Below are 26,284 nucleotides of genomic sequence, written 5' to 3'. Positions count from 1 at the left end.
GTCCGGCAACACCTTCCAGAACCTGACCGCGGTGACCCCGTGGCGGGCGGCGGGTGTGGCGGTCTACGGCGGGGAGAACAACACGCTGCAGAACCTGTACGTCGCCGACACCCTGACCTACGCCGGCATCACCATCAGCTCGCTGAACTTCGGCTACCCCTTCCAGGGCTTCGGCACCCAACCCACCACCATCCAAAACGCCTCCCTGGTCCGCGACGGCGGCCACTTCTGGGGCGGCCAAGTCTTCCCCGCCATCTGGGTCTACTCGGCCACGCAGCCGTTCCAGGGGATCCGGGTCAACAACGTCGACATCACCGACCCGACCTACTCCGGCATCATGTTCCAGACCGACTACGTCGGGAACACCGCCCAGAACCCGATCACCGACACCGTCTTCACCAACGTGTCGATCACCGGGGCGCAGCAGAGCGGCGACGCCTACAACGCCAAGTCCGGCTACGGCATCTGGGCCAACCCCCTGCCCGAATCCGGACAAGGCCCCGCCGTCGGCTCCGCCACCTTCAACCACCTCACCGAGAGCAACAACTACATCAACATCCAGAACACCACCTCCACCTTCACCATCACCGTCAACCCGTAGGCGGTAGAGCAACATCGGGCCCCTCCCGCGAATGCTGCGGGAGGGGCCCGACCCTTTGTCGGACGCACCTGGCATGATCGCCGACATGCTGCCGCAAGTCCGTCCGAACGGCCCTGGGGGCTGACCGCGCGGGGCAGGCTTCGGATCAAGCCCACCACGAAGGGGAGTAGCGGAGCATGGCGAACCTTGAGTTGCTGACCGCCGCGGACGTGCGGCTCATGCAGGGGCTGGCGCAGCGGGTCACCGCGACCCGCCTGGAGCTGGTGAACGCCGAGGCGACGGTCGGCGAGCTGGCCTGGAACTGGGGCAAGGCGCACGCCGCCCACGGCGCCAGTTGGCCGCGTCAATTGTGGTTCTCCGGCGGGGAGTTGGTGGCGTGGGGTTGGATCAGGCTGCCGCACCGGGTGCGGCGGAGCGACGGGTCGGCGAAGGACGTCACCAGTGCCAATCTGGTGTACCAGGTCCACCCCGACCACGCCGGGCTGATCGACGAGGTGATCGACTGGTACGGCCGCACGGCGGTGGACGACGCCGGACGGACGGTGGAGCGGACGGTGGTGCCGTCGGCCGCCGACGGGTTCGCGCTGCGGCGGTGGGCGGCGCACGGCTATCGGACCGATCCGGCCTCGCTCGGCGACACCGGGGACTGGACCCAGCTCAACGAGCGGACCCTCACCGAGCTGGAGCAGCCGGTGCTGCCGGACGGGTTCCGGTTCCGCACCGCCGACGAGGCCGGGCCGGAGGCCGCGGTCCAGGCCCATCTGAACGCCTGGGCGCCCTCGGCGTACACGGCCGAGAGCTACCGGGGCGTCAGCCGGACGGAGCCGTACCGCGGCGACCTGCACCCCCTGGTGCAGGCGCCGGACGGGACGATGGCGGCCTCGGCGATCATGTGGCTCGACCGGGCGAACCGGACCGCCGAGTTCGAGCCGGTCGGGACGCATCCGGACTACCGCCGCCTGGGGCTGGCCAAGGCGCTGCTGCTGCACGGGATGCGGTTGGCTCGGGCGGCCGGGGCCGACCACGCGACGGTCGCCTGCCAGGGCGCGCCGGGACACCCCCGGGCACGCGCGCTGTACTACGGCGTCGGGTTCCGGGAGATCTCCCGGGACGCGCCGCTCATCAGCACCGGGGACGGGACCGGGACCAGGACCAGGAGCGCGGGCTGAGGGCGGCCGCCCGAGGATCGGCGTCCGAGGACCGGCTCCGGCCGCCACCGCTCCGAGCGGGCTTCGACCCGGCCGGTAGGTGTCACGGCGTACGCTCCGGCCTGCCCGTCCGCAGTCCGGACACCATTGCTTATGCCAACTAAGATTCCTAGGATGGCAAGGTGCGTGTAAATGCCAAGCAGTCGCCGCCGAAGTCCGCCCCCAGTCCTCGGTACAAGTGGGTGGCGCTGTCGAACACCACGCTCGGGGTCTTCATGGCCACCCTGGATGCCTCGATCGTGATCATCGCCATGCCCGCGATCTTCCGGGGCATCGGCCTCGACCCGCTCGCGCCGGGGAACATCAGCTACCTGCTCTGGCTGATCATGGGGTATCTGCTGGTCACGGCCGTGCTCGTGGTGGCGCTCGGGCGGCTCGGGGACATCTACGGCCGGGTCAGGATCTACAACCTGGGCTTCGCCGTCTTCAGTGCCGCCTCGCTCGCGCTCTCGCTGGACCCGCTGCACGGCTCCGGCGGTGCGCTGTGGCTGATCGGCTTCCGAATCCTGCAGGCCGTCGGCGGCGCCATGCTGATGGCCAACTCGGCTGCGATCCTCACCGACGCCTTCCCCACCGAGCAGCGCGGGATGGCGTTGGGGGTGAATCAGATCGCGGGCCTGGCCGGGCAGTTCCTCGGCCTGGTGGCGGGCGGCATCCTGGCCACCGTCGACTGGCGCGCGGTGTTCTGGGTCAACGTCCCGATCGGGATCGTCGGCACTGTCTGGTCCTACCGCAGCCTCCGCGAGATCGGCACCAGCCGTCCCGCGGGCATCGACTGGGCCGGCAACATCACCTTCACCTGCGGCGCGCTGGCGCTGCTGGCCGGGATCACCTACGGCATCCAGCCCTACGGCGGCCATCCGACCGGCTGGACCAACCCGGTGGTGCTGGCGGTGCTCGCGGCCGGGCTCGCGCTGCTGGTCGTGTTCGTGCTGGTGGAGACCCGGGTGGCCGAGCCGATGTTCCACATCGGGCTGTTCCGGATCCGCGCCTTCGCCGCGGGCAACGCGGCGGCGCTGCTCACCGCCATCGCCCGGGGCGGGCTGCAGTTCATGCTGATCATCTGGCTGCAGGGGGTCTGGCTGCCGCTGCACGGGTACGCCTACGAGGACACCCCGCTGTGGGCCGGGATCGCGCTGATCCCGCTGACCGCCGGGTTCCTGATATCCGGGCCGGTCAGCGGCTACCTCTCGGACCGCTTCGGCGCGCGTGCCTTCGCCACCGGCGGGCTGCTGCTGATGGCGGCCTCGTTCGTCGGGCTGCTGTTCCTACCGGTCGACTTCTCCTACCCGGCCTTCGCCGCGATCGTCTTCGCCAACGGCGTCGGCCAGGGCATGTTCTCCGCGCCCAACACCTCGGCGATCATGGGCAGCGTCCCGCCCGAGCGGCGCGGCGCCGCGTCCGGGATGCGGGCGACGTTCCAGAACTCCGGGATGTCGCTGTCGATCGGCATCTTCTTCTCACTGATGGTCACCGGACTGGCCTCCGACCTGCCGCACACGCTCAGCTCCGGCCTTCAGGCCCAGGGCGTCCCGGCCGGGGTGGCCGGGAGCGTGGCGTCGCTGCCGCCGGTCTCCACCCTGTTCGCCGCCTTCCTGGGCCAGAACCCGATCGGCCACCTGCTGGCGCCGTCCGGGGTGCTGCACACCCTCCCCCCGCACAACGCAGCGACGCTGACCGGCAACGACTTCTTCCCGCACCTGATCTCGGACCCGCTGCACCACGGCCTGACCGTAGTGTTCCTCGCCGCCGCGGGGATGGCCGTGGTCGCGGCCCTGGCCTCGGTACTGCGCGGACGCGACACCGGCGGCTCGACCCGCGGCACCGGCGCCACCCCGATCCGGGACGACGCGACGGCGTCGGGGAAGCTCCACCGCTGACTCCCCCGGCCGCCGACGCGACCGCCACCCCGTCGGCCGACCCGTCAGCCCGCCGCCAGCACCGTGCCGACCAGGGCTCGGGCCTCCTCCTGGACACGGGCGAGGTGGTCCTCGCCCTGGAAGCTCTCGGCGTAGATCTTGTAGACGTCCTCGGTGCCGGACGGACGGGCCGCGAACCAGGCGCTGTCGGTGCAGACCTTCAGCCCGCCGACGGCCGCGTCATTGCCCGGGGCCCGGGTGAGCACGGCGGTGATCGGCTCACCGGCCAGCTCACCCGCGGTGACCTGCTCCGGCGAGAGCGCGGCCAGCGCCGCCTTCTGCTCGCGGGTCGCGGGCGCGTCCACCCTGGCGTAGGCGGGGGCGCCGAAGCGGCCGGTCAGGTCGGCGTAGTGCTCGGACGGGCTGCGGCCGGTGACCGCGATGATCTCGGAGGCGAGCAGCGCCAGCAGGATGCCGTCCTTGTCGGTGGTCCAGGTGCTGCCGTCGCGGCGCAGGAAGGACGCCCCGGCGGACTCCTCGCCGCCGAACGCGACCGACCCGTCCACCAGCCCGTCCACGAACCACTTGAAGCCGACCGGGACCTCCACCAGCTTCCGGCCGAGGTCGGCGGCGACCCGGTCGATCATGGACGAGGAGACCAGGGTCTTGCCGATGCCCGCGTCCGGACGCCAGCCGCCGCGGTGGGCGTAGAGGTAGGAGATGGCGACGGCGAGGTAGTGGTTGGGGTTCATCAGCCCGGCGTCCGGGGTGACGATGCCGTGCCGGTCGGCGTCCGCGTCGTTGCCGGTGGCGACCTGGTAGGCGGCGCGCTGCTCGATCAGCGAGGCCATGGCGTAGGGCGAGGAGCAGTCCATCCGGATCTTCCCGTCCCAGTCCAGGGTCATGAACCGCCAGGTGGGGTCGGTGGTCGGGTTGACCACGGTGAGGTCGAGCCGGTGCTGCTCGGCGATCCGGCCCCAGTAGCCGACGGACGCGCCGCCGAGCGGGTCGGCGCCGATCCGGACCCCGGCGTCGCGGACCGCGTCCAGGTCCAGCACGGCCGGCAGGTCGGCGACGTAGCTGCCGAGGAAGTCGAAGCGGCCGGTGGTGTCGGCGGCCAGCGCGCGGGAGTACGGGATCCGGCGGACCTCCGCCATGCCCTTCTCGATCAGCTCGTTGGCCCGGTCCTGGATCCAGGAGGTCGCGGTGGAGTCGGCCGGGCCGCCGTGCGGCGGGTTGTACTTGAAGCCGCCGTCGCCGGGCGGGTTGTGCGAGGGGGTGACCACGATGCCGTCGGCCAGGTCGGCGCTGCGGCCCTTGTTGTGGGCGACGATCGCCCGGGAGACGGCCGGGGTGGGGGTGTAGCCGTCGGCGCTGTCGACCAGGACGGTGACGCCGTTCGCGGCCAGCACCTCCAGCGCGGTGGCCTGGGCCGGCTCGGACAGGGCGTGGCTGTCGATGCCGAGGTACAGCGGCCCGGTGGTGCCCTGCCGGGCCCGGTAGTCGCAGACGGCCTGGCTGGTCGCGGCGATGTGGGCCTCGTTGAAGGCGGTGGCGAGGGAGCTCCCCCGGTGCCCCGAGGTGCCGAAGGCCACCCGCTGGCCGGGGTCGGCGAGGTCGGGGACCAGCGTGTAGTAGGCGGTCACCAGTCGTGCCACGTCGACCAGATCGCTCGGTCGGGCCTGCTGTCCGGCGCGCTCGTGCACCATGTGTCACTCCTCCGTCGCGTTTCCGCCGCACTGACCCGTCCATCATGGCGCAACCCGGTCGGCGGCCGGTGGGCCGCTAAGGTCACCGGGGTGACGCTTGTGACCTACGAAGCAATCGGGACCCAGATGTGAATCGGATAAGAGGCTCGGGAGAAGATGTCCCAGTGTCGACCAACCTGCCGGTACCGCCCGGCCCCGATGAAGCTCTGGTGAACTCTCGGGAGAGCGAGCCCGCCACCCGCTCCCTCCCGGCAGCCGCCGACTCCGCTCCCCTGCCCGGGAGCGCGCCCCGGCGCCGCCGCCGGCGCTGGAAGACGACCTGGAGCTGGGAGCTCCTGCTGGTCGTCTACGCCGTCTACGACGGCAGCAGGCTGCTGGTGAAAGGAGCCCAGGACCGGGCGATGCGGCACGGGCGGGACATCCTCTCGCTGGAGCGGCACCTGCACCTGAGCCCGGAGCACTGGATCAACCACACGTTCTACGACCACGCCTGGCTCGGCGTCCCGGCCGACTACCTCTACGCCACGCTGCACTACGTGCTGACCGTGGGCGTGCTGTTCTGGCTGTGGCGGTTCCACCGGGTGCACTACCGCCAGGCCAGGACCTGGCTCGGGCTCACCACCATGATCGGCCTGGTCGGCTTCATCACCTTCCCGACCGCGCCGCCGCGGATGCTCGGCCCCTCCTACGACTTCGTCGACACCCTGGCCGAGCACGCCGACATCGGCTGGTGGGGCGGGGGCGGCGGCACCCCGAAGGGCTTCGCCGACGTCACCAACGAGTTCGCGGCGATGCCCAGCCTGCACGTCGGCTGGGCCCTGTGGTGCGGGCTGCTGCTGTTCCGGCACGCCCGGTCGCAGGTGGTGCGGGTGCTGGGGCTGCTGTATCCGCTGGTGATCGCCATGGTGGTGATGGGCACCGCCAACCACTACCTGCTGGACGCGATCGCGGGCGTGACCGTGGCCCTGATCGGGCTGTGGTGGACGGATCCGCTGCTGCGGCTGACCGCACGGGTCGGTGCGCGGATGCGTCGGCGCCGTTCCGGTGCGCTGTCGGGAGCGGAGCTGTCACTGGCGCTGCCGGGCCCGCGAGGGCCCGAGGAGGCGGGTCCGGCCGAGCCGCCGGCGCAGGCCGGCGCGGGTCCGGCCGAGCAGGGCGCCGCCCTGGACGTGCAGGCCTGACCGAACAGGACCGGTTGGTACGACACAGCAGGACCCCGGCGGGGACGCCGGAGCAGGAACACGGGTGGCGCGGCTGGGGCGGGCGGGTGGCGGCCTCAGCCCAGTTGTCGGGCCCGGCCGTCCAGGTAGCGCTGTTCCGGGCGGCTCAGCGTCAGCCGGGCTGCTCGGCGGTACGCCTCCCTGGCCGCCTCGCGGTCCCCCGCGGCCTCCAGCAGGTGCGCCCGGACCGCGTGCAGCCGGTGGTGCCGGGCCAGGGCGGGCTCGCCGTCCAGCGTGGCGAGCAGGTCGAGCGCCGCCCGCGGCCCCTTCACCTCGGCCAGGGCGACCGCGCGGTTGAGGGTGATCAGCGGGTTCGGGGTGAGCAGCTCCAGCGTCTGGTACAGCGCCAGGATCTGCGGCCAGTCGGTGTCCTCGGCGCTCGCGGCCTCGGCGTGGACCGCCGCGATCGCCGCCTGGACCTGGTACGGGCCGAGCCGGGCGGTGGTCAGCGCCCCGGTGAGCAGCTCCACCCCCTCGTCGATCCGCTCCTGGTTCCAGCGGCTGCGGTCCTGCTCGGCGAGCGGCACCAGGTTGCCCTCGGCGTCGTCCCGGGCGGCCCGGCGGGCGTCGGTGAGCAGCATCAGCGCCAGCAGCCCGGTCACCTCGCCGTCCCCGGGCAGCAGCGCGCGCAGCTGACGGGCGACCCGGACCGCCTCGGCGGTCAGGTCGCCGCGCTGCAGGTCGTCGCCGGACGAGGCGCTGTAGCCCTCGTTGAAGATCAGGTAGAGGACGTGCAGCACCGCTCGCAGCCGTTCGGCGCGCTCCTCCGGCGGGGGCATGGTGAAGGTCGCCCCGGCCTCGCGGATCTTCTGCTTGGCCCGGCTGATCCGCTGCGCCATGGTCGCCTCGGGGACCAGGAACGCCCGGCCGATCTCGGCCGTGGACAGTCCGCCGACGGCGCGCAGGGTCAGCGCGATCTGCGAGGGCGCGGTCAGCACCGGGTGGCAGCAGAGGAACAGCACGGTCAGCGTGTCGTCCTGCTCCGGAGCGGCGGGCCGCTCCCCCGGCGCGGGGGCCAGCTGCTCCGCCTCGGGGACGGCGGCGGCGAGCCGCTGCTCGCGCTCGCGCCGGGCGCTCTCGCTGCGGATCTGGTCGATCAGCCGCCGTGAGGCGACCGTGGTCAGCCATCCCCGCGGGTTGTCCGGCACCCCCGTCTCGGGCCACTGCACGGCCGCCGCGAGCAGCGCCTCCTGCACCGCGTCCTCGCAGGCGTCGAACTGGCCGTAGCGGCGCGCCAGCGCGCCGAGGACCTGCGGCGCGGCACTCCGCAGCAGGTCCTCGACGCGCGGTTGGGCGGACGGTTCGGTCACAGTGCGGGCACCGCCTCGTGCATGACCGGCCACACCTCGACCGCGTTGAAGGCCGCGAACGGCATCCGGGCGGCGATCTCCAACGCCCTGGTCTCGTCCTGGCAGTCCAGCAGGCAGAAGCTGGCCAGGTGCTCCTCGGCCTCCAGGTACGGGCCGTCGGTCACCGCGGCCGATCCCGCCCTGACCCGGACCGTCCTGGCAGTGGCGGCGTCGGCCAGGCCGAAGGCGCTGATCAGCTCGCCGGTCTCGAAGAAGGCGGTGGTGAAGGCGTCCTGCTCGGCGATGCCCCTGGCCATCTCCTCGGCGCTGAGGCCGTCCCAGGTGTCCTGGCTGGCGTAGATCATCAGCATGAACTTCATGGGGTGTCTCCCTGTGCTTCCGGGTCTCCGGCTCCCCTCGTGGAGAGCCTTGCACAGGGAGGTCGGCGCCGCAGCGGTGTTCTCTACACCAACGCGCGGGTCAGTCGCCCAGGTAGGTGATCTGGCGGATCTTGTTGGTCGCGTCCAGCGCCGCGACCTTGTAGGACTCGGCCAGGGTCGGATAGTTGAAGACCGCGTCGACCAGGTAGTCGACGGTGCCGCCGCAGCCCATCACGGCCTGGCCGATGTGGATCAGCTCGGTCGCGCCGGTGCCGAAGCAGTGCACCCCGAGCAGCCTGCGGTCGTCCGGGGAGACCAGCAGCTTCAGCACCCCGTGCGAGTCGCCGATGATCTGGCCCCTGGCCAGTTCCCGGTAGCGGGCCACGCCGACCTCGAACGGGATGCTGTCCTCGGTCAGCTGGTCCTCGGTCCGGCCGACGTAGCTGATCTCCGGAATGGTGTAGATGCCGATCGGCTGCAGCTCCGGCATCGGGTGCACCGGCTCGCCGCAGGCGTGGTAGGCGGCGGTGCGGCCCTGCTCCATCGAGGTCGCGGCCAGGGCGGGGAAGCCGATCACGTCGCCGACCGCGTAGATGTGCGGGACCGCGGTCCTGAAGTGCTGGTCCACCTCGATCCGGCCGCGGGCGTCGGCGGTCAGGCCGGCCTTCTGCAGGTCGAGGTCGTCGGTCAGGCCCTGCCGTCCGGCGGAGTACATCACCGCGTCGGCCGGGATCTTCTTCCCGCTCTCCAGGACGGTCAGCGTGCCGCGCGGGTGGCGCTCGACGGCGGCGACCTTCTCCCCGAAGCGGAAGGTGACGGCCAGGTCGCGCAGGTGGTACTTGAGCGACTCGACCACCTCCAGGTCGCAGAAGTCGAGCATCCGCTCGCGCTGCTCCACCACGGTGACCTTGCTGCCCAGGGCGGCGAACATGGAGGCGTACTCGATGCCGATCACCCCGGCCCCGACGATCACCATCGACCGCGGCACCCGCTCCAGGTTGATCACATTGTCCGAGTCCAGGATGGTGCGCTCGTCGAACTCCACCAGGTCGGGCCGGGCCGGACGGGTGCCGGTCGCGATCACGATGTGATCCGCCGTCAGCAGCCGGTCCTGACCGGTGACATCGCGCACCGCGACGGTGTGCTCGTCGATGAAGCGCCCGGTCCCGGCGAGCAGCGCGACGTGGTTGCGGGAGAGCTGACTGCGGATCACGTCGACCTCGCGGCCCACCACGTGCTGGGTCCGCGCGGTCAGGTCGGCGACGGTGATCTCGTCCTTGAGCCGGTAGCTCTGGCCGTAGAGGTCGCGCTGGGTCAGGCCGGTGAGGTAGAGCACCGCCTCGCGCAGGGTCTTGGAGGGGATGGTCCCGGTGTGGATGGAGACCCCGCCCACCCGGTCGGGCCGGTCGATGACGGCGACCCGGCGGCCGAGCTTGGCCGCGGCGATCGCGGCTTTCTGGCCCCCCGGGCCTGAACCTATGACGAGCATGTCGAATTCGGGCACCTGGCGAGTGTGACAGCCGATCATGCCCGGACGGAAGGACGGGTTTCCGGATCAACCGGGCCGGGGATCAACCGGCGGGCGGCGCCAGCGCGATGGAGTAGGCCTTGTCCTCGGACCGGCGGCGCAGCCGCCAGCCGTCCGGGGTGCGGACCAACTCGTCGACGTACCAGAGCCCGCACAGCAGCAGCCCGGCGGCACCCTCCGCGCCGGGCAGTGCCATCGGGTTGTGGCACATGGTGCGGGCGGTGGCGCGGTCCCCTTCCAGCACGACCGCGGAGTTGGCGACCAGGTGCTGGGTGGCGGTGAACATCGGCAGCACCGACGCCAGGAACGCGGTCACCTCGGCCACCGTGCCGCACGGGCCGCCGAAGGCGGTGTAGTCGACCACCGCGTCCTCGGTGAAGCACTCGGCGAAGAGTTTCCACTCCCGAGTGTCCACCGCGTGGGAGTAGCGGACCAGCAGGTCCTGGATCTCGATCCGGTCGGACAGCTCCTGCAACGACAGCACGGCCCACCTCTTCCTGATCCGACGTCAGCCGCCAGTGTGGATAGGAGAAGTGGAGATGGGAAGAGAATTGACGGGGCGTCAGTTTGTGATGCCGGAGCCGCTCAGGGGCGGTTCCGCAGGCCGTCCATCAGCAGGTCGAGCAGCCGCCCGGCCTGCTCGCGCTGGGACGGGTCGCCCGCGGCCATGCTGACCCCGGCGAGCGCGGCGAGCAGGTCGGCGGAGTCGAGGTCGGAGCGCACCGCCCCGGCCGCGGCCCCCGCGGCCAGCAGCGCGCCGATCGCCGCGACCAGCCGGTCCCGGCTCTGCGCGAACGGGTCACCGCCGGCCGCGATCACCATGCGCAGGGCCTCGGCCATGCCGCGCTTGGTGGTCATGTAGTCGACGAAGCGGTCCATCCAGGCCCGCAGCGCACGCTCCGGCGGCAGCTCCCCGAGCAGTTCGGGGACGGCCTCGCAGAGCCGGGCCAGCTCGTTCCGGTAGCTGGCCTCGACCAGGGACTCACGGGTCGGGAAGTGCCGGTAGAGCGTGCCGATGCCGACCCCGGCCTGCTTGGCGATGGCGTCCAGGGTGACGTCCGCGCCGTCCTCGGAGAACGCGCGGACGGCGGCGGCGAGCAGCCGGTCGCGGTTGCGCTGCGCGTCGGCGCGCAGCGGACGGGGGGCGCTGGCCGACACGGACGACTCCTCGGGACGGGGTGGGCGGGCGGGGCAAGCGGGACGGACGGACGAGACGGAGGGCGGACGGGCGGAGGGCGGACGAGCGGGGCGGGGCACGGGCGGGCGGGTCGGCTTGCGAATCGGAGGAGGCTCCGCTTAGGCTGATGCTCAGCGGAGGACCCTCCGGTTTCCAGGATACCGGCTGACCGGGCCACCCCGCGCCGACCTGAAGGAAGCGACGGCGATGACTGCGCACACCCCCCTCACCACCCCCTTCGGCTTCGAGTCCACCGCCGCCGAGGTGGTCTCCGGCATCGACCTCTCCGGCCGCCGCGCCGTCGTCACCGGCGGCGCGTCCGGCATCGGCGTCGAGACCGCCCGCGCGCTGGCCTCGGCCGGCGCCGAGGTCACCCTGGCCGTCCGGGACACCGCGGCCGGCGAGCGCACCGCCGAGGAGATCGCAGCCGACCCGGGGGTCAAGCGGCCCCTGGTCGCCCGGCTGGACCTGGCCGACCAGGCCTCGGTGGCCGCCTTCACCGCCGCCTGGGACGGCCCGCTGCACCTGCTGGTGAACAACGCCGGGATGATGGCCTCCCCGGAGATGCACACCCCGCAGGGCTGGGAGATGCAGTTCGCCACCAACCACCTGGGCCACTTCGCTCTGGCCACCGGGCTGCACCGGTCGCTGGCGGCGGCCGGGGGCGCGCGGGTGGTGTCGGTCAGCTCCAGCGCACACCTGCGCTCCGGCGTCGTCTTCGAGGACATCCACTTCCAGCGGCGCCCCTACGAGGCCTGGAGCGCCTACGGGCAGTCCAAGAGCGCCAATGTGCTGTTCGCGGTCGAGGCGTCCAAGCGCTGGGCCGACGACGGCATCACCGTCAACGCGCTGATGCCGGGCGCGATCAGGACCAATCTGCAGCGCTACGTCGACGACGCGGAACTGGAGCGGATGCGCACGGCCATGGGCAGCAGCGGGGTGCAGTGGAAGACCCCCGAGCAGGGCGCGGCCACCTCGGTGCTGCTCGCCGTCTCCCCGCTGCTCGAAGGGATCGGCGGACGCTACTTCGAGGACTGCGCCGAGGCCGAGCCGCACCAGGAGGGCAGCCGCCGCGGCGTCGCCGCCCACGCGCTCGACCCGGAGGCCGCCGAGCGGCTGTGGCGGGTCTCGCTGGACACCCTGGGCGGCAACGCGCCCGGCACGTCGGCGCGGTAGGGCCTCAGGCCCGCCTTCGGAGCTCGGCGCGATGGGCCCGCGCCGTCGCGATAGGGCCTCAGGCCCGCTTGCGGGGCTCGCCGCGGTAGCTGCCGAAGGACCAGCGGTTGCCCTCGGGGTCGCGGGCGGCGAAGTCCCTGGAGCCGTACTCGGTGTCGTGCGGCTCGGTGACGATCTCGGCTCCGGCGGCTCGGGCGCGGGCGCACAGCCCGTCCGGGTCGTCGGTGACCACGTAGGCGCCGAACTGCCCCGGGGTGAGCGCCCAGGCGTCCGCGGCGTCCCCCGGCCGAGTTGAGCCCAGCATGATACCCCCTCCGGGCGGCCATGCAAGTTCGGCATGGTCGACTCGCGCACCATCTCCATAACTGGCTGTCAGTTCGAATCCAAAGGCGTCGACCAGAAAGCTGATCAGCGCCGGCGCGTCCTTGCTCCGCAGAGTGGGCCAGACCTGCGGTTTCGGTGTCTCGTCCGTCATCAGTACGTCAGCTCCTCACCTGGTGTCCACAGTCCCTGCACTCCCATTATCGCGCCGGGCGGCCCCCGCGAAAGCTTCGGCGACCTCGCCCACCACCCCACCGACGCGGCAGAATCGACGGGTTGCTGGGCCAGTGGGAGGCGGGAACATCGTGCACGGCGGTAACGATCTTGTCCGGCAGGACCGCTGCCCCACCGTCGCGGAGGTGAGCCGCTCCGCCCGCGCGCTGGCCGCGGCGCATCCGGGGCGGTGCAGACTGCGCCAGATCGGCACGTCCCGGCAGGGCCGTCCGCTGGAGCTGCTCTCGGTCGAAGGGCCGGACGGGTCGTCAGCCTCGGCGGCCGGGACGGGCACCGGCTCTCCCGGGCCGGGCGGCGGGTCCGGACGGGACGTGCTGGCCGTCGCCGTCCCGCACTCCAACGAGCCGCTGGGCGGGGCCACCGTGCTCGCCCTGGCCGAACGCGCCCTGCGGGATCCGGGGTTCGGCGCGGACACCGCCGTGACCTGGAACTTCCTGCTCTGCCTGGATCCGGACGGGGCGCTGCGGCACGAGACCGGTCCGGACGAGCGGCACAGCCTCTACGACCACCACCGGCACTTCTTCCGCCCGGTCACCGACGAGCAGCCGGAGTGGGCCCCCTCGCTGCGCTCCCCCGGCGAGTCCCTGCCGGAGACCCGGGCGCTGGCCCGGCTGATCGACGAACTGCGGCCGTTCCTGCAGTTCTCGCTGCACGGCGCGGACGTGGACGGCAGCTGGGTGCAGCTCACCCGGGACATCCCCGGCCTGGCCCTGCCGTTCGGCGCGTCCGCCGCCGAGCTGGGCATCCCGGTCGCGGTCGGCAGCTGCGACGCCGCGTTCTGGCCCAGCCCCGGGCCCGGCGTCTATGTGATGCCGCCGCCGGGACGCCCCGCGGGCTTCGCCAGCCAGTCCGAGACGGTCGCCGAGTCGACCTGGTACTTTCCGCACCTCTACGGCGGGGTCACCGCCGTGCTCGAAGTCCCGATGTGGGGAAGCCCGCTGATGAGTGACCAGCGGATGCACCCGACCCCCTGGCAGGCCCTGCACCGCAGCGCGGACGGCCTGCGCCGCAGCGGCGCCGAGCTGGCCGCGGTGCTGGACCGGGCCCGCCCGTACTTCACCGCGGCGGCGCTCGGCCCCAAGGGCGACAGCCCGCTGCTGCGCGCCGCCGAACGCGCCGTGCAGATCTGCCCCGGCCTGGCCGACGACTGGGACCCGCTGCGGCGGCAGCACCGGCGTTCCCTGCCGGACCCGCTGACCCGGGCCCGGATCTCCTCCCTGGACGCGCTGGCGCACCGCATCCCGCTACGCGCCACCGCCATGCTGCTGCAACTGCTGGACGGCGCCACCGACCCGCGCGCGGTGCGGCTGCACGCCGAGCTGGACGCCCAGTTGGCCCGCCGCTGCGAGGCCTACCTGGAGGAGCTGCGGGCGGTCCCGATCCCGGTCACCCGGCAGGTCGCGCACCAGGCGCGGGCCGCCGTCGCCACCTACCGCTGCCTGCTGGCGCAGTCCGCGGGCGGGGCCGCCGAGCCCGCGTCCGCGGTCAGCGCAGCACCCCGTCCAGGAAGGCGCTGCTGAACACCCCGGCCGGGTCCAGCGCGTGCAGGGTGGCCACTGCCGCGTCCCAGCCGTCGCCCGCCGCCTGGCCGGCCCGGTAGGAGGCGGGGATGTCACCGGCGATGACAGCGCCGTCGGTCCAGGCCCCGGCCGGGGTGTTGGCCCATTCCTTGGACCACTCGGCGTGGACCTGGCCGTAGCTCGCGAAGTTGCCGCGGATCCAGGCCTCCATCTCGCCCATGAACTGGTGCGCGGACGGGGTGACCGGGATGGTGGTCATGTCGAACCACACCGTGGTGTTCCACTCCGGGTGGTCCGGGCGCGGGCGCAGCGGCGACAGCTGCGCCCCGAGCGCGCCCGGCACCCCGCAGTCAGCGGGGTTGTCAACGCCGGTGACCCGGATCTCCAGCGGCCCGTTCATGGGATAGAGCCCCTGCGCCCGGTAGGCGGCGAGCTTGCCGCTGTACGCGGCGTAGAACTCGCTGACCGCGCGCTGCACGTTCGCCCGACTGGTCACCACGTTCCAGCAGGTCGAGGTGATCCGCAGGGTGGTCGGCCGGACGTAGACCAGCATGTCCGCGGACCAGCCCCAGAGGTCCCAGCTGCCGGTGGCGATCAGACCGGCGCTGATCGCGTCCATCTGCGCCGCGGTGAAGGTCGGGGTGGCCGAGGCGACCCCGCCGATCACCTCGGAGAGCAGGTCCGAGACGTTCTTCGGGACGATGTCGTTGAACGGGTAGTTGTACGGGCTGCTGACCGCCCGGCTGGTCCACGGCTTGCTCGGGGTGGGCGTGAACACCCGCAGCCAGGGCGCGTCGGTGAACGGGAACCAGATGCAGACCACCCGTCCCGAGGCGTTCACATAGCTCGCCAGCGACTGCGACCCCGCGCTCGCGGGCGGGGCGAACAGGTTGGCGGCGCTGACGTTGAACCAGCTCTGGCAGCGCAGCCGCTGGTCCGCGCCGACCCGCAGCACCACCTCGGTGACGAAGGCCCGGCCGACGTTGGTGATCAGCGCCTGGATCTGCGGGTCGGTCCGGGTGAAGCTGCGCAGCACATACGCGGAGGCGGCGGCGTCCCAGACCACGGCGGTGAGGCCGATCACCAGGCTGCCGACCGAGCCGTAGCCGTGGCCCGGCAGCGGCGTCTCCCCCACCGCGGGCACGCCGGTGCCCCGGCCGCCGGTGGCGAGGACGCCGCCGAGGGTCGCCGAGCCCATCACCGGGAAGCCGGTGAGCCCGTAGCCGGACGCCTTGAGCGTGGCCAGGAAGGAGTCCATGGTGACGCCGGGCTGCGCGGTGACGCTCGCCGGGCTTCCGGGGTGGACGGTGACCGCGGTGAGGTGCTGGGCGCAGTCGACCAGCAGGGTGTTCGCGGCCGGGGTGCCGAGGTCGACCACGACCGGCGACCAGCTGTATCCGCCGCCCAGCGGGCGCAGCCTCCAGCCTTGTGCGTGGGCCCAGTTGGCGAGGGTGACCACGTCCTGGGCACTGGCCGGGGCGCAGCTCCACAGCCCGTCGACGGTGACCTCCTCGGACCAGTTCTGGAAGGTCTGCTGGTAGAGGCTGATCCCGGCCGGGAAGGCCGGAGGCGCGGCGAGGGTGGCCGCCGCGCTCCCGGCCGGGATCCGGGCGAGCGGCGTCCACCGCCCGGCTCCGAGCGCGACGGCGCCGGCCGTGCCGACCGCCGCGCCGAGGACCGCGCGGCGGGTGGGGTGGCCGGTCGGTCGGCTGGTCTCCATGTTCGGTCCTCCTGGCTCGATAACTGACGGAACGTCAGATGCCAAGCTGGGACCACGCCCTGGAGAAGTCAATGTCGGAAGGCAGTCAACTCCCGGCCCGGTTTCCGAGGTTGCAAGACTCTGGGAAATTATGGCAAGAACTGTATCCTTCCGAGCAAGACTCTTGGAGGGGGCGGCAGTTGATGGCTGAGCCGGTAGCGGGGACAGTCCTGGGCGGGGCCCGGATGACGGATCGGATCCTCGTCCCGTTCGCCGGCCCCGGTGCCGGGGTCGGCGGGCTGACCTGGGGTCAGCGCAAGGTCTGGACGCTGATGCAGCAGGCCGGGACGTCGATGAGCATGGGCGGCGCGGTGCCGGTGACCGACGGCAGGACGGTCCGCGACCTCGCCGCCGAACTGCGCTTCTTCCTCTCCCGCTACGCGTCGATGCGGGCCCGGATCCGGACCGGGGCGGACGGCGCGCTGATCCAGGAGGTGTCCGGCTCGGGGCAGGCCGAGCTGGGGATTCTCGACGTCCCGGACGACGGCGACCCGGACCGGGCCGCCAAGGCCCTGGCCGACCAGTGGGAGGCAACGCCGTTCGACCACGCCGAGGAGTGGCCGATCCGGATGGCCGCGGTGCGCAGCCGGGGCGTGGTCACCCATGCGGTGGTGGCCATCTCGCACGTCGCCACCGACGGCGGCGGAATCGCGGTGATGCTCCGGGAGTTGGGCGAGCGCGACCCGGTCACCGGCGAACCGGCGAAGCCGGCCTCGGCGCTGGGGCCGCTGGAACTGGCGGCGCAGCAGCGCACCCCGTCGGTCCGGCGGCAGAACGACTTCTCGCTGCGCCACTGGGAGCGGCTGCTCCGCACGGCCGGGCCCCGGCGGTTCGGCCCGCCGGTGGACCGGGGCGAGCCGCGCTACCTGCGCGGCGCCTTCGAGTCCCGCGCGCTGCAACTGGCCTCGAAGGCGGTGGCGGCCCGGCTCGGCGTCAGCACCGGCTCGGTGCTGCTGGCCGGTTACGCGGTGGCCGTGGCCCGGCTGACCGGGATCACCCCGGCGCTGGTCCAGGTGGTGGTCGGCAACCGGTTCCGGCCGGGGCTGGCCGACGTCTCCCATCCGCTCTCGGTGAACGGCCTGTTCCTGGTCGAGGTCGCCGACGCCTCCTTCGACGAGGTGGTGGACCGCACCCAGCGGGCCTCGGCGCTCTGCTCGAAATACGCCTACTACGACCCGGCGGAGCTGGAGCAGTTGCGGGCCCGGATCGGCCGGGAGCGCGGCGCGGAGGTCGAACTCTCCTGCCTGTTCAACGACCGGAGGATCGGCGTCGGCGTCGAACCGCCCGCCCCGGCGCCGTCCCGGCAGGAGCTGGAGGCCGCGCGGGCCGGGAGCGAGCTGCGCTGGGGCGAGCCGTTCCCGCGCTACCAGGACACGCTGATGATCCAGGTCGGGACGGCCGCGGACACGGTCGAGCTGGAGATCCACGTGGACACCCACCATGTGTCGGTGGACGAGGTGCGGGCGCTGATGCTGGATCTGGAGGCACTGGTGCTGGCGGCGGCGTCCGACCCGGGGCTGCCGACCGGGGTGCGGCCGACGCCTGCGGAGTCAGCGGTGTCGGCGGCGGCGGGGAGCGCGGTCAGTCCCGGCTGAGGGTGATCCGGATGGCGACCGTCCCGTCCGCGCCGCGGCGGAGCCGGCTGCCGAGCAGGGTGAGCCGCCCCACCACCCCGTACTTGCGCTTGAGCAGGTCGCGGTAGCGGTCGGTCTGCCCGGCCGGGAGGATCTCGGCGAAGCCGGGGACGTCGTCGCCCTTCCGGTTGCCGCGCACGTCGCAGGGGGCGACCAGGACGTCGCCGCGGTTGCGGATGCGCTTGACCTTGCCGGAGTCGGCGACGGTCCAGATGCCCAGGGCGTCGCCGTCGCGGACCGTCCAGACCGGGGTGGGGACGGTCCTGCCGTCCTTGCGGTAGGTGGTGACCAGCAAGTACTTGCCGTCGCCGAGGAGATCCTGGGCGGCGGGGCGGGCGGGGTCGGTAGCCATGGCCCCCAGCCTATGCGGAAACCCCTTGTGAGAGCGCTCCCAGGGGGGCATGATCGATCGCATGGCCACCACCACCCACCGCCCCGTCGTACGCCTCTACCAGCCCGGGGACCGGGCCGCGATGGACGACGTCTGCGCCAGGACCGCCGACGCCGGCGGCGACTCCCGGGAGACCTTCCCCGACCTGCAGCTGCTGTCGAGCATCTTCGCCGCGCCCTACGCCGTGCTCGAACCGGAGCTCGCCTTCGTGCTGGACGACGGGGAGCGGGCGGTCGGCTACATCGTCGGGACGGCCGACACCCCGGCCTTCGTCAAGCGCTTCCGCGGCGAGTGGCTGCCGGCCGTGGCGGACCGCTACCCGGCGCCGACCACCGAGCCAACGGCGGAGCCGGTCACGCCGAGCGAGGGCATGGTCCGGCTGATGCACTGGCCGGAGCGGATGCTGGTGCCGGAACTCGCCGCCTACCCGGCGCACCTGCACATCGACCTGCTGCCCGAGCACCAGCGCTCGGGCCACGGGCGGGAGTTGATGGCCGCCTTCCTCAACGCCCTGTCCGAGCGCGGGGTGCCCGCGGTGCACCTGGGCATGCTCAGCTCCAACACCCCGGCCCGCGCCTTCTACGACCGGCTGGGCTTCCACGAGATCGACGTCCCCGACGCCGGGGAGATCACCTACCTGGGCAGGTCCACCGAGTTCACCGGCTCCGGGTACTCCAGCGGGTTGCAGTAGGGCAGTTCGTCGATCGGACAGTCCGTCAGGAACCGGCCGAGCAGGTCGGTGAACTCCTCGATCCGCTCCATGTGCACCAGGTGGTCCGCGTCCCGGACGGTGGTGAAGGCCGCGCCGGGGAGCAGCTCGGCCAGGTGGCGGCCCATCGCGGGCGGGGTCAGCGTGTCGTGCTCGCCGGTGAACACCAGCGCGGGCACCGGCGGCACCGGCTCCGGCCGGTACCACTCGTGGCGCATCAGCCTGCGGTTGTGGTCGGCGACCGCCATCCGGAACTGGCGCGGTGTCTGGTCCATGAACTGACGGTGGATCAGCCGTCCGATCGCGGCGTGGCGGCGGATCGTGCCCGCGCCCTGCGGCGACATGAACCGGGCCACCAGCTCCTCCGCCATCGCGGCGTAGTCGCCGTCGTCCAGCATGCCCAGCCAGCGGTTGGCCGCCTGCTCGTACTCGGGCGGGACGAAGGTGGTCATGCCGACCAGGATCAGCCGCTCCACCGCGTCCGGGTAGTGCTGGGCGAAGCGCAACGCGATCGCGCCGCCGAAGCAGCCGCCGAAGAGGTTGACCTCGCCGAGGTCGAGCGAGTCCACCATGTGCCGGGTGGCGGCGGCCAGGAAGTCCATCCCGTAGCGCTCCGGCAGCGGGTCTGCGTCGCCGTAGCCGGGCAGGTCGACGGTGACCACGTCGCACAGCGGCAGCAGCGCGGTCTCGTGCCGGGCCCAGGAGAAGCGGTCCTGGGAGGAGCCGCCGAGGAGCACCAGCGGCGCGGTGACGCCCGCGCCGCGCCGCGCCACCCTCGCCACGTAGCGGAAGCCGTCGAAGGTGAGCGTGTGCTCGCTCACCACAACCGCGGGGGCGTCAAGCAGCACTGGCGCCACTGGGGTTGTGTCGATGGACATACGTGGCTCCCCACGATCGCGGACGTCGAATCCGAAGATCTATCACCGCGACGGGGACGACCCGCGGCATTGTCACTCCTCCGTGGTCGTTTCCCGCTCGCCTTTCGAATTCCGCTCGAACGCCATCGCACGACCCGGGCGGGACAGGGCACCTGGTTCCGGAACCAGGTGCGATGTCCGGAATTCCTTGCACAGGCGGGTGACGCCGGGTAAGACTGTGACGCATCGTGACCGTTTCTTGATCCAGACCACGGGGGGCCCACGTGGTCGCAACAATCGCCGCACCGCCGGGGCCCCGCGCCGACCGTGGGCGCAGGCGGCTGCCCGCCGCCGTCCGGCGCTCGGTACAGCACGGACTGATCCTGGTCGCGGTCGCGCTGACGGTGCTGCTCTCCGCCGCCGTCCTGGCCGGGCTCACCGCCCTGGCCACCACCTCCGTCGACAGCGGCGCCGCCGAGCGGCTGGCCGCGACCCCCGGCGCCCAGGTGCTGGCCACCGCGAACTTCCAGGCCGCCGGGATCGCCGCCGCCGACCGCGACCTACGAGCTGCCTCGGCGCGGGTGTTCGGGGACGTGCCGCAGCGGACCTACCTCGGACTGCTGGACACCACGCCGGTCTCGGTCACCGGGGTCAGCGGCGGGGCGGGCGGGGGCACGGACGCCTCGGTGGGCCCCGGCGGCAGCGCGCTGCACCCGGTCGCGGTGCAGGACGCCGCCGCGTTCGGGCGGCTGCTGTCCGGCCGCTGGCCGGCCGGCGCCGGCGACGCCCCGGCGAGCGCGTTCACCTCGCTGCCCGAGGTCGGGGCCGCCAGCGGCTCCACCGCCACCGTCGACGCCGCCGTACCGGAGCAGTTGGCACAGCGCCTCGGCCTGCGGCCCGGCTCCGTGCTCCACATCGAGGACGCCTTCGACCGGCCGATGGCGCTGCGGATCAGCGGCGTCTACCGGGCCTCGGGGGCGGCCGGGTTCTGGCCCGGCATGGCCGGAGACCTGTCCGGCGCCACCGGCGCGGAGCAGGACCTGCTGCTGGTCTCCCCCGCCGCGCTGAACGGCAGCGCCGCCCTGAACGGACAGCTCGTCGCGCACTGGGACGTCCAGGCCGACCTGGCCCACCTGGACACCGCGCGGCTGGGCGGGCTGCACGACCGGACCCGCGCCTTCTCCGGCAGCCAGACCGCACTCTCGGTGTTCCAGGGGCGGAAGCCCCCGTTGGACGGCCTGACCGTGGTGTCGGGACTGCCGCAGGCGATCGACGCACTGGCCGTGCCGACCGTGGTGGCCCGCTCCGCGCTCTACCTGCCGACCGCGCTGCTGGCCGCGCTCGCGCTGACCGCACTGGTCCTGACGGCCCGTCAGCTGACGCTGCACCGGCGCGGCGAGCTGGCCCTGCAGCAGGCCAGGGGGGCAGGCACGGTGCGGCTGCTGCGGTTCGCGGCGGCCGAGTGGGCGGTCACCGGCATCCCCGCCGCGGTCGCCGCGCCGTTCCTGGCCGGACTGTTCCAGCCGGGCGCGCTCGGCCCGGCCGCCTGGGCGGCGTCCGGCGTCACCCTGCTGGTGCACGGCGCGTCCGTACTGCTGCCGGTGCTGCCGCCGCTGCGGCTGCGGATCGGACGCGGCGCTCGGGCCGCGGCTGCCCAGCGGACCGGCGCGGACCTGGCCCTGCTGGCCATCGCCGGGCTCGGCTACCTGGAGTTGCGTCGGCACCACACGCTGACCGCGGCGGCGGTCGGCGACGCGAGCGGCGGTCTTTCGGTGGACCCGGTGCTGGTGCTGGTCCCGGTGGTGGCGGGCGGAGCCGCCGCGCTGCTGCTGCTCCGGCTGCTGCCGCTGACCTCGCGGCTGCTCGACGCGTTCGGGCGACACCGGAAGGGGCTGGTGCTGCCGCTGGCGGGCTGGCAGTTGAGCCGCAGGTCGGCACGGAACGCCGGGCCGGTGGTGCTGATGTGCCTGGCCGTGTCGGTCGGCGCGCTCGCCACCACCGCGCTGGCCTGCCTGGACCGGCTGGCCGTGGACCAGGCCGGGTTCAGCGTCGGCGCGGACGTCCGGATCGACCCGACCGGCAGCGGGAGCTATCCGGCGGCGGTGCTGGGCAGCGGGTATGCGGCGCTGCCTGGGGTGACCGCGGTGGCGCCGGTGACGGTGGCCTCGGCCAACCTGCCGGGCGGGGCGACCGAGGATCTGGTGGGGACGATATCCGGGGTCGCGCCGGGAGCGGGGGTCTCCGACGGGGGCCTCTCCGGCGGGGGCCGCTCGGGGACGGGTGCCTCGGGGGCAGGTGGCTCGGGCGGGGGTGGCTCGGGGGCGGGTGGGTTCGGGGTGGTGCTGCCCGGTCGTCCGGGCACGTTGCTGCTCGACGAGACGCTGGTCAGCGACGGTGACACCGCGGCGCCGCGGTTGCGGCTGACGCTGCAGGACGCGGCCGGGCTCGACAGCACCGTGTCGACCGCGCTGCCCGCCGCCGACGGCGCCCGGCATGTGGTCAGGATTCCGCTGGAGGTCCCGCTGAGCGGCGGCCTCAGCCGCAGTTACCCGCTGACGCTGACCGCGATCACGGTCGCCCCCGAGCCCGACGTCGCACCGGCGCGGCTGCGGCTGACGGTGCATCGGGTGGGCGGAGCGGGCTCCGTGGCCGGGACGGGCTCGGCGGCCGGAGGCGGAGCCGGGGGCTCGGGGGACGTCTGGGCGGCGGCCGTGCTGCCGTCCGGGCTGGGCTGGGCGGACCGGACCGACGACGCCAAGGACGCCACCTCGGGAGCCTGCCTCGGCGTCTTCACCGACGGGTACCAGTACGGCGCGCCTGGCGTCTGCTCACTCAGCGGGGGTGGCACCGGCGGGGGCGGCGGAGCCGACCTGCTCAGGGCCGACCTCAGCACCGGCTTCCGCGGCTCACCCGCCGGGGCCGACGGCCTCCCCGCGATGACCGCGATGCCCACCCAGCCCCGGATGTCGCTGCAAATCGTCGCGGCCCCGACCGGGAAGCCGAAGCCGCTGCCGGTCCGCGCGGACGCGGTCGCGCTGGGCGACGGCCGCCTCTCCGTCGGCGACAGCACCACGCTGGACCTGGGCACCGGGTCCGGGCTGCCGGTGACCGTGGTCGGCGAGGTCGCCACCATGCCGGGGCTCGGCCGGGGCCAAGGCCATCTGGTGGCCGACCAGCGTCAGTTGGCCGCCGCGCTGACCGCGGCCGGGACGCCCACCCAGGATCCGGCGTTCTGGTGGCTGACCAGCCGTGACAGCGCCCGGACCAGCGCCGCGGCGGCGGTGCGGCCGGCCCTCGGCAGCGCCGTCACCCGCGCGCAGGCGGCGACCGCGTTGCGGACCGACCCGTTCCGCAGCGGGCTGCGCCGGGTGCTCGCGCTGAGTCGCTTCCTGGCGCCCTGCTTCGCCGTGGTCGGCTTCACCGTCCACGCGGTGATCTCCACCCGGGAGCGGCGGCGGGAGTTCGCCCTGCTCCGGGCCATGGGGATACCCGTCGGGCGACTGTCCACGCTGCTCGGCGCGGAGCAGTTGAGCATCGCGCTGTTCGCGGTCGTGCCGGGGGCGCTGATCGGCACGGCACTGGCGGGCGCCGTACTGCCGCTGGTCACCGTGGACGACACCGGGCAGCCGCCGTATCCGCCGATGCGGCTGGTGCTGCCGTGGGCAGACGTGGCGCTGACGGCGCTGGCCACCGCGGCGGCGATCTGCCTGGTGGTGCTGGCGCTGGCACGGCTGCTGGCCCGGGTGGACCTGGTCCGGGTGCTCCGAGCGGGGGAGAGCGGATGAACCGCGGCGCGGTGAGTGCGCGGCTGGTGCGGCGGGAGGCCCGGGGGGACCTGCCGTTGCTGGCCTGTCTGGCTCTGCTGGTCGCGGTGTTGACGGCGCTGTGCGCGCTGGGGCCCGCCCTGGCCGGTCGGCAGGAGGACCGGGCGCTGCGGCAACGCCTCGCCACCGCACAGGCGCAGGCCCCGCTGCTGAGCGTGAGCACCCAGCCGGTGAGCCACCCCTTCGAGGACCCGACCGCGCCGGTCCCGCCGCCGACAGCCACCGTGCTGGCCGCCGGGCCGCGGCTGACCGCGAGCCTCGGCGGTCCGCTGGCGCGGAGCCTGTCCGTGTCCGGCGGCGGCTTCGACTACGCCGCCGCCGCGCTGACCACCCCGCGTCCGCCGGACCGCACCGTCGCCGACACCAAACTGACGCTCAGTCACCTCGCTGACACCGCAAGCCGTCTGCGCTTTCCGACCGGCCGCGCCCCGGCCGACCGCACCCCCTCCGGCACGCTGCCGCAGATCGCCCTCTCCCAGGACACCGCCCAGGCCCTCGGCGTGCGGACGGGCAGCCGCCTCGACCTCTCCTTCCCCGGCGCACCGCACCAGGCCTTCACCGTGAGCGGCGTCTTCGTGCCGATGCAGTCCGCGGACGGGTTCTGGCAGCAGCAGTCGACGCTGGTGCAGCCGCTCCGCTACCCGGAGGAGTCCAAGGCCGGGACCGTGCTCGCGGTGCGCGGCCTGGTCGGCACCGACGCCGCGGACCTGCTGACCCGGGACGACGTGGACAGCCCGCTGCTGACCTGGCCGGTGCGGGTCGACCTGGGCCCGGCCGCCGTCTCCCGCGCGAGCACGCTGACCGGGCCGCTGGCCACCCTCGCCGCCGACCTCAACGCCCGGCAGTGCCACGGCACCGACCAGGGCACCGGACAACCGTCCTGCATGGTCGGCGGCCTGGAGACCAGCGGCTTCCTGGTGCCGGACGGCCTCAGCCCGCTGCTGGCCACCTTCGCCGCCGAGGACGCCCAGGCCCGGACGGTCGGCACGTTCGCCGTCGCCTCGCTGGTGGCAGTCGCGCTGGCCACCGCCGCCGTCGCGATCCGGCTGCTGCTCCGGCGCCGGGAGGCGGAGCTGCGGTTGCAGCGGGCCCGTGGCGCGTCCACCGCCCGGCTGGTGCTGCTGCGCGGCGCGGTGGCCTGGCCGGTGGTGCTGGTCAGCGCGGGAGCCGGCTGGGCGGCCGGGTCGGCGCTCGCCCCGGCCGGGACCTCGGGCGCACCGCGGCCCGGCGCCGCGGTGGCCGTCACCGTCGCGGCGATGCTGCTGCTCCCGCTGCTCACCTGGTCCGCGGTGCGGGAGGGGCGGTCGGCGGGGGCATCACGGGCACGCGGCCCGGCCGCCGACGGACGACTCGCCGACGGACGGCGCGGCGGGGGCCTCGGCGGGGAGCCGCGGGGCGGCGGCTCCCGGCGCGTGGTGCTGGAGCTGACCGTGCTGCTGGCGGCCGTCGCCGGGGTGCTGGCGCTGCGGACGCAGGGGGCCGACGGAGAGCTGAGCGCGGTCCCGGTACTGGTGGCGCTGGCCGCGGTGCTGGTGCTGCTGCGGCTCTATCCGCTGGTGCTGCGGCTGCTGACCCGGCGGCTGCGGCGCGGCGGCGGGCTGCTGGCGTTCGTCGGAATGTCCCGGGCCGCACGGGACGCCTCGGCCACCGGTCTCGCCCTGTTCGTCCTGGTGCTGACGCTGGGGACGGCGGTGTTCGGCGGCCTGGTGCAGCGGACCATCGCGGACGGCGCGGAGGCGGGCGCAGCCTGGAGCAGCGGCGGCGTGGACGCGACGGCGCTGGCGGCGGGCACGGCGACGCCGACGCCGGACGGCACCGGCCCGGGCACCTCCACCTCCACCTCCACCGGCACTGCTACCGCCCCCGGCACCGGGATCCGTTCCGCCGTCGAGCAGCTGCGCAGCCTCACCCTGGTCGGGCAGGCCGACGGGGCCGGGATCTCCTCGGTCGCGGTGGTCACCCTGGACCCGGCCCGGCTGGCGGCGCTCTCCCCCGCCACCGCGGCCACCCCACTGGTGAGAGCACTGCTCTCGGATCTGAGCACCGCTCCGAGAACCCTCGCCGACGGCACCGTCCAGCTCCCCTTCGTGGCCACCCCCGGCCTCCGCGCCCGTGAGCACACCGGTGGCTTCACCGCCGCCTACCAGGCCTACGGCAAGCCCAGCGTCCACCTGGTGCTCCAGCCCGCCGGGTCGCTCACCGACGCCGAGCTGCGCGACCCGCTGCTCGGTCCGATCACCGAGCAGATCGCCCCCGGCACCCCGCTGCTGATCACCACCGCGGCCGTCGCCCCGATCCTCCCGGCCCAGTCCTCCGGCAGCACCGCCGTCCTGCTGGGCGACCCCTCCGGCACGGCGGGCCCCTCGGCCCTGCGCACCGCGGGCGTCCGGGCCCTGGGGCCGTCGGCGCAGGTCCGGGTCCGCTCGCAGGCCCTCAGCGCGCTGCGCCAGGACGGGCTGACCCGCGGCGTCGGCGCCGTCTACGCCGGATGCACCGCCCTCGCGGTGCTGTTCGGACTGCTCGCGGTGGCCCTGGAGCTGGTCCTCACCTCGGCCGAACGCAGCCGCACCAGCTCCTACCTGCGGACTCTCGGCCTGGGCAGCAGGGCCGCCGCCACGCTGCACCTGCTCCAACTGGTGCCGTTCGCGGTGGCCGCCGCCGTGGGCGGGGTGCTGCTGGGACTGCTGGAGCCGCGGCTCATGGGCAGCTCACTGAACCTCCGTCAGTTCACCGGAGGTCCGGTCCAGCCCGCCCTCAGCACCGACTACCGGCTTACCCTGGCACTAGGGGCCGGTCTCGCCCTGCTGGTCCTCGGCGCGGCGGTGGTGGAGACTGCGGTCACACGCGGGCGCCGCCTGGGGGCGGTGCTCCGGTTGGGGCAGAGCTGA

19 protein-coding genes and 1 pseudogene are annotated in these 26,284 nt (G+C 73.6%); 10 read left to right on the top strand and 10 right to left on the bottom strand.

All coding sequences use genetic code 11. From position 1 onward, the window contains the following. The 3 genes and pseudogenes from ACEZDE_RS28615 to ACEZDE_RS28605 form a co-directional block, all read left to right on the top strand. Window positions 1-601, top strand: a pseudogene (locus ACEZDE_RS28615) (discoidin domain-containing protein); the annotation flags it as partial. Between the two features lie 176 nt (window positions 602-777). Next, on the top strand, window positions 778-1,770 hold the full coding sequence (locus tag ACEZDE_RS28610) for a GNAT family N-acetyltransferase (protein ID WP_380542065.1): 993 nt from the start codon (window positions 778-780) through the stop codon (window positions 1,768-1,770). A gap of 161 nt (window positions 1,771-1,931) precedes the next feature. Beyond that, window positions 1,932-3,689 carry an MFS transporter gene (locus tag ACEZDE_RS28605; RefSeq protein ID WP_380542061.1) on the top strand — a complete coding sequence of 586 codons (1,758 nt, stop codon included), beginning with the start codon at window positions 1,932-1,934 and terminating at the stop codon, window positions 3,687-3,689. A 44-nt stretch (window positions 3,690-3,733) separates the two neighbouring features. On the opposite strand, the gene pgm is transcribed toward ACEZDE_RS28605, so the two are convergent. Next, window positions 3,734-5,377 carry a phosphoglucomutase (alpha-D-glucose-1,6-bisphosphate-dependent) gene (gene pgm / locus ACEZDE_RS28600; RefSeq protein WP_380542058.1) on the bottom strand — a complete coding sequence of 548 codons (1,644 nt, stop codon included), beginning with the start codon at window positions 5,375-5,377 and terminating at the stop codon, window positions 3,734-3,736. Between the two features lie 209 nt (window positions 5,378-5,586). Here pgm and ACEZDE_RS28595 point away from each other — a divergent pair, with 209 nt between their 5' ends. Further along, window positions 5,587-6,558 carry a phosphatase PAP2 family protein gene (locus tag ACEZDE_RS28595; protein WP_380542055.1) on the top strand — a complete coding sequence of 324 codons (972 nt, stop codon included), beginning with the start codon at window positions 5,587-5,589 and terminating at the stop codon, window positions 6,556-6,558. Between the two features lie 95 nt (window positions 6,559-6,653). Here the strand turns inward: ACEZDE_RS28595 and ACEZDE_RS28590 are convergent, their stop codons facing one another. From ACEZDE_RS28590 to ACEZDE_RS28570, 5 genes are all read right to left on the bottom strand, one after another. Beyond that, window positions 6,654-7,907, bottom strand: coding sequence for an RNA polymerase sigma factor (locus ACEZDE_RS28590; protein ID WP_380542052.1), 1,254 nt, complete (start codon window positions 7,905-7,907; stop codon window positions 6,654-6,656). After that, window positions 7,904-8,266, bottom strand: coding sequence for a YciI family protein (locus ACEZDE_RS28585; RefSeq protein ID WP_380542049.1), 363 nt, complete (start codon window positions 8,264-8,266; stop codon window positions 7,904-7,906). Before ACEZDE_RS28585 ends, ACEZDE_RS28590 begins: the two co-directional genes overlap by 4 nt. Before the next feature lie 100 nt (window positions 8,267-8,366). After that, a complete protein-coding gene (gene sthA / locus ACEZDE_RS28580; RefSeq protein WP_380542046.1) occupies window positions 8,367-9,770 on the bottom strand; it encodes a Si-specific NAD(P)(+) transhydrogenase in 1,404 nt (467 codons plus the stop codon). Between the two features lie 67 nt (window positions 9,771-9,837). Next, window positions 9,838-10,278: a nuclear transport factor 2 family protein gene (locus ACEZDE_RS28575; RefSeq protein ID WP_380542043.1), complete on the bottom strand. Its 441-nt coding sequence runs from the start codon at window positions 10,276-10,278 to the stop codon at window positions 9,838-9,840. A 101-nt stretch (window positions 10,279-10,379) separates the two neighbouring features. After that, the gene (locus ACEZDE_RS28570) at window positions 10,380-10,952 is read right to left on the bottom strand and encodes a TetR/AcrR family transcriptional regulator (protein ID WP_380542040.1); all 573 of its coding nucleotides are present in this window, start codon (window positions 10,950-10,952) and stop codon (window positions 10,380-10,382) included. Window positions 10,953-11,178: 226 nt separating this feature from the next. Here ACEZDE_RS28570 and ACEZDE_RS28565 point away from each other — a divergent pair, with 226 nt between their 5' ends. After that, a complete protein-coding gene (locus ACEZDE_RS28565; protein WP_380542037.1) occupies window positions 11,179-12,147 on the top strand; it encodes an SDR family NAD(P)-dependent oxidoreductase in 969 nt (322 codons plus the stop codon). Window positions 12,148-12,205: 58 nt separating this feature from the next. Here ACEZDE_RS28565 and ACEZDE_RS28560 read toward each other — a convergent pair whose 3' ends face one another. Then, complete coding sequence (locus ACEZDE_RS28560; RefSeq protein WP_380542034.1) at window positions 12,206-12,622, bottom strand: VOC family protein; 417 nt, start codon at window positions 12,620-12,622, stop codon at window positions 12,206-12,208. A 205-nt stretch (window positions 12,623-12,827) separates the two neighbouring features. Between ACEZDE_RS28560 and ACEZDE_RS28555 the strand changes: the two genes are divergently transcribed. Continuing rightward, window positions 12,828-14,222 (top strand): M14 family zinc carboxypeptidase, encoded by a 1,395-nt coding sequence (locus ACEZDE_RS28555; protein ID WP_380542031.1) that lies wholly within the window; start codon window positions 12,828-12,830, stop codon window positions 14,220-14,222. On the opposite strand, the gene ACEZDE_RS28550 is transcribed toward ACEZDE_RS28555, so the two are convergent. Next, window positions 14,188-15,942, bottom strand: coding sequence for a cholesterol oxidase substrate-binding domain-containing protein (locus ACEZDE_RS28550; RefSeq protein WP_380542028.1), 1,755 nt, complete (start codon window positions 15,940-15,942; stop codon window positions 14,188-14,190). The genes ACEZDE_RS28555 and ACEZDE_RS28550 overlap by 35 nt on opposite strands. A 182-nt stretch (window positions 15,943-16,124) precedes the next feature. On the opposite strand from ACEZDE_RS28550, the gene ACEZDE_RS28545 reads away from it, so the two are divergent. Then, on the top strand, window positions 16,125-17,576 hold the full coding sequence (locus tag ACEZDE_RS28545) for a condensation domain-containing protein (RefSeq protein ID WP_380542025.1): 1,452 nt from the start codon (window positions 16,125-16,127) through the stop codon (window positions 17,574-17,576). Here the strand turns inward: ACEZDE_RS28545 and ACEZDE_RS28540 are convergent. After that, window positions 17,563-17,967 carry a PPOX class F420-dependent oxidoreductase gene (locus ACEZDE_RS28540; protein WP_380542022.1) on the bottom strand — a complete coding sequence of 135 codons (405 nt, stop codon included), beginning with the start codon at window positions 17,965-17,967 and terminating at the stop codon, window positions 17,563-17,565. The two genes, ACEZDE_RS28545 and ACEZDE_RS28540, sit on opposite strands and share 14 nt — an antisense overlap. Before the next feature lie 61 nt (window positions 17,968-18,028). Between ACEZDE_RS28540 and ACEZDE_RS28535 the strand changes: the two genes are divergently transcribed. Further along, window positions 18,029-18,697: a GNAT family N-acetyltransferase gene (locus ACEZDE_RS28535; protein ID WP_380542019.1), complete on the top strand. Its 669-nt coding sequence runs from the start codon at window positions 18,029-18,031 to the stop codon at window positions 18,695-18,697. On the opposite strand, the gene ACEZDE_RS28530 is transcribed toward ACEZDE_RS28535, so the two are convergent. Then, a complete protein-coding gene (locus ACEZDE_RS28530) occupies window positions 18,640-19,593 on the bottom strand; it encodes an alpha/beta fold hydrolase (protein ID WP_380542016.1) in 954 nt (317 codons plus the stop codon). The genes ACEZDE_RS28535 and ACEZDE_RS28530 overlap by 58 nt on opposite strands. Window positions 19,594-19,856: 263 nt before the next feature. Here ACEZDE_RS28530 and ACEZDE_RS28525 point away from each other — a divergent pair, with 263 nt between their 5' ends. After that, the gene (locus ACEZDE_RS28525) at window positions 19,857-23,357 is read left to right on the top strand and encodes an FtsX-like permease family protein (protein ID WP_380542013.1); all 3,501 of its coding nucleotides are present in this window, start codon (window positions 19,857-19,859) and stop codon (window positions 23,355-23,357) included. Beyond that, window positions 23,354-26,284 (top strand): hypothetical protein, encoded by a 2,931-nt coding sequence (locus tag ACEZDE_RS28520; RefSeq protein ID WP_380542009.1) that lies wholly within the window; start codon window positions 23,354-23,356, stop codon window positions 26,282-26,284. The genes ACEZDE_RS28525 and ACEZDE_RS28520 overlap by 4 nt, the downstream gene beginning before the upstream one ends.

The organism is Streptacidiphilus cavernicola (genome assembly GCF_042510955.1).
GTDB classification, from domain to species: domain Bacteria; phylum Actinomycetota; class Actinomycetes; order Streptomycetales; family Streptomycetaceae; genus Streptacidiphilus; species Streptacidiphilus cavernicola.
The sequence above is the reverse complement of the archived record's forward strand: the minus strand, read 5'-3'. Positions and strand labels throughout refer to the sequence as shown.

Excerpts from the sequence above, each read along its gene's own strand:
- ACEZDE_RS28610 (WP_380542065.1), top strand. The coding sequence starts at position 778 with ATGGCGAACCTTGAGTTGCTGACCGCCGCGGACGTGCGGCTCATGCAG.
- pgm (WP_380542058.1), bottom strand. The coding sequence starts at position 5,377 with ATGGTGCACGAGCGCGCCGGACAGCAGGCCCGACCGAGCGATCTGGTC.
- ACEZDE_RS28585 (WP_380542049.1), bottom strand. The coding sequence starts at position 8,266 with ATGAAGTTCATGCTGATGATCTACGCCAGCCAGGACACCTGGGACGGC.
- ACEZDE_RS28565 (WP_380542037.1), top strand. The coding sequence starts at position 11,179 with ATGACTGCGCACACCCCCCTCACCACCCCCTTCGGCTTCGAGTCCACC.
- ACEZDE_RS28560 (WP_380542034.1), bottom strand. The coding sequence starts at position 12,622 with ATGACGGACGAGACACCGAAACCGCAGGTCTGGCCCACTCTGCGGAGC.
- ACEZDE_RS28550 (WP_380542028.1), bottom strand. The coding sequence starts at position 15,942 with ATGGAGACCAGCCGACCGACCGGCCACCCCACCCGCCGCGCGGTCCTC.
- ACEZDE_RS28545 (WP_380542025.1), top strand. The coding sequence starts at position 16,125 with ATGGCTGAGCCGGTAGCGGGGACAGTCCTGGGCGGGGCCCGGATGACG.
- ACEZDE_RS28540 (WP_380542022.1), bottom strand. The coding sequence starts at position 17,967 with ATGGCTACCGACCCCGCCCGCCCCGCCGCCCAGGATCTCCTCGGCGAC.
- ACEZDE_RS28535 (WP_380542019.1), top strand. The coding sequence starts at position 18,029 with ATGGCCACCACCACCCACCGCCCCGTCGTACGCCTCTACCAGCCCGGG.
- ACEZDE_RS28530 (WP_380542016.1), bottom strand. The coding sequence starts at position 19,593 with ATGTCCATCGACACAACCCCAGTGGCGCCAGTGCTGCTTGACGCCCCC.
- ACEZDE_RS28520 (WP_380542009.1), top strand. The coding sequence starts at position 23,354 with ATGAACCGCGGCGCGGTGAGTGCGCGGCTGGTGCGGCGGGAGGCCCGG.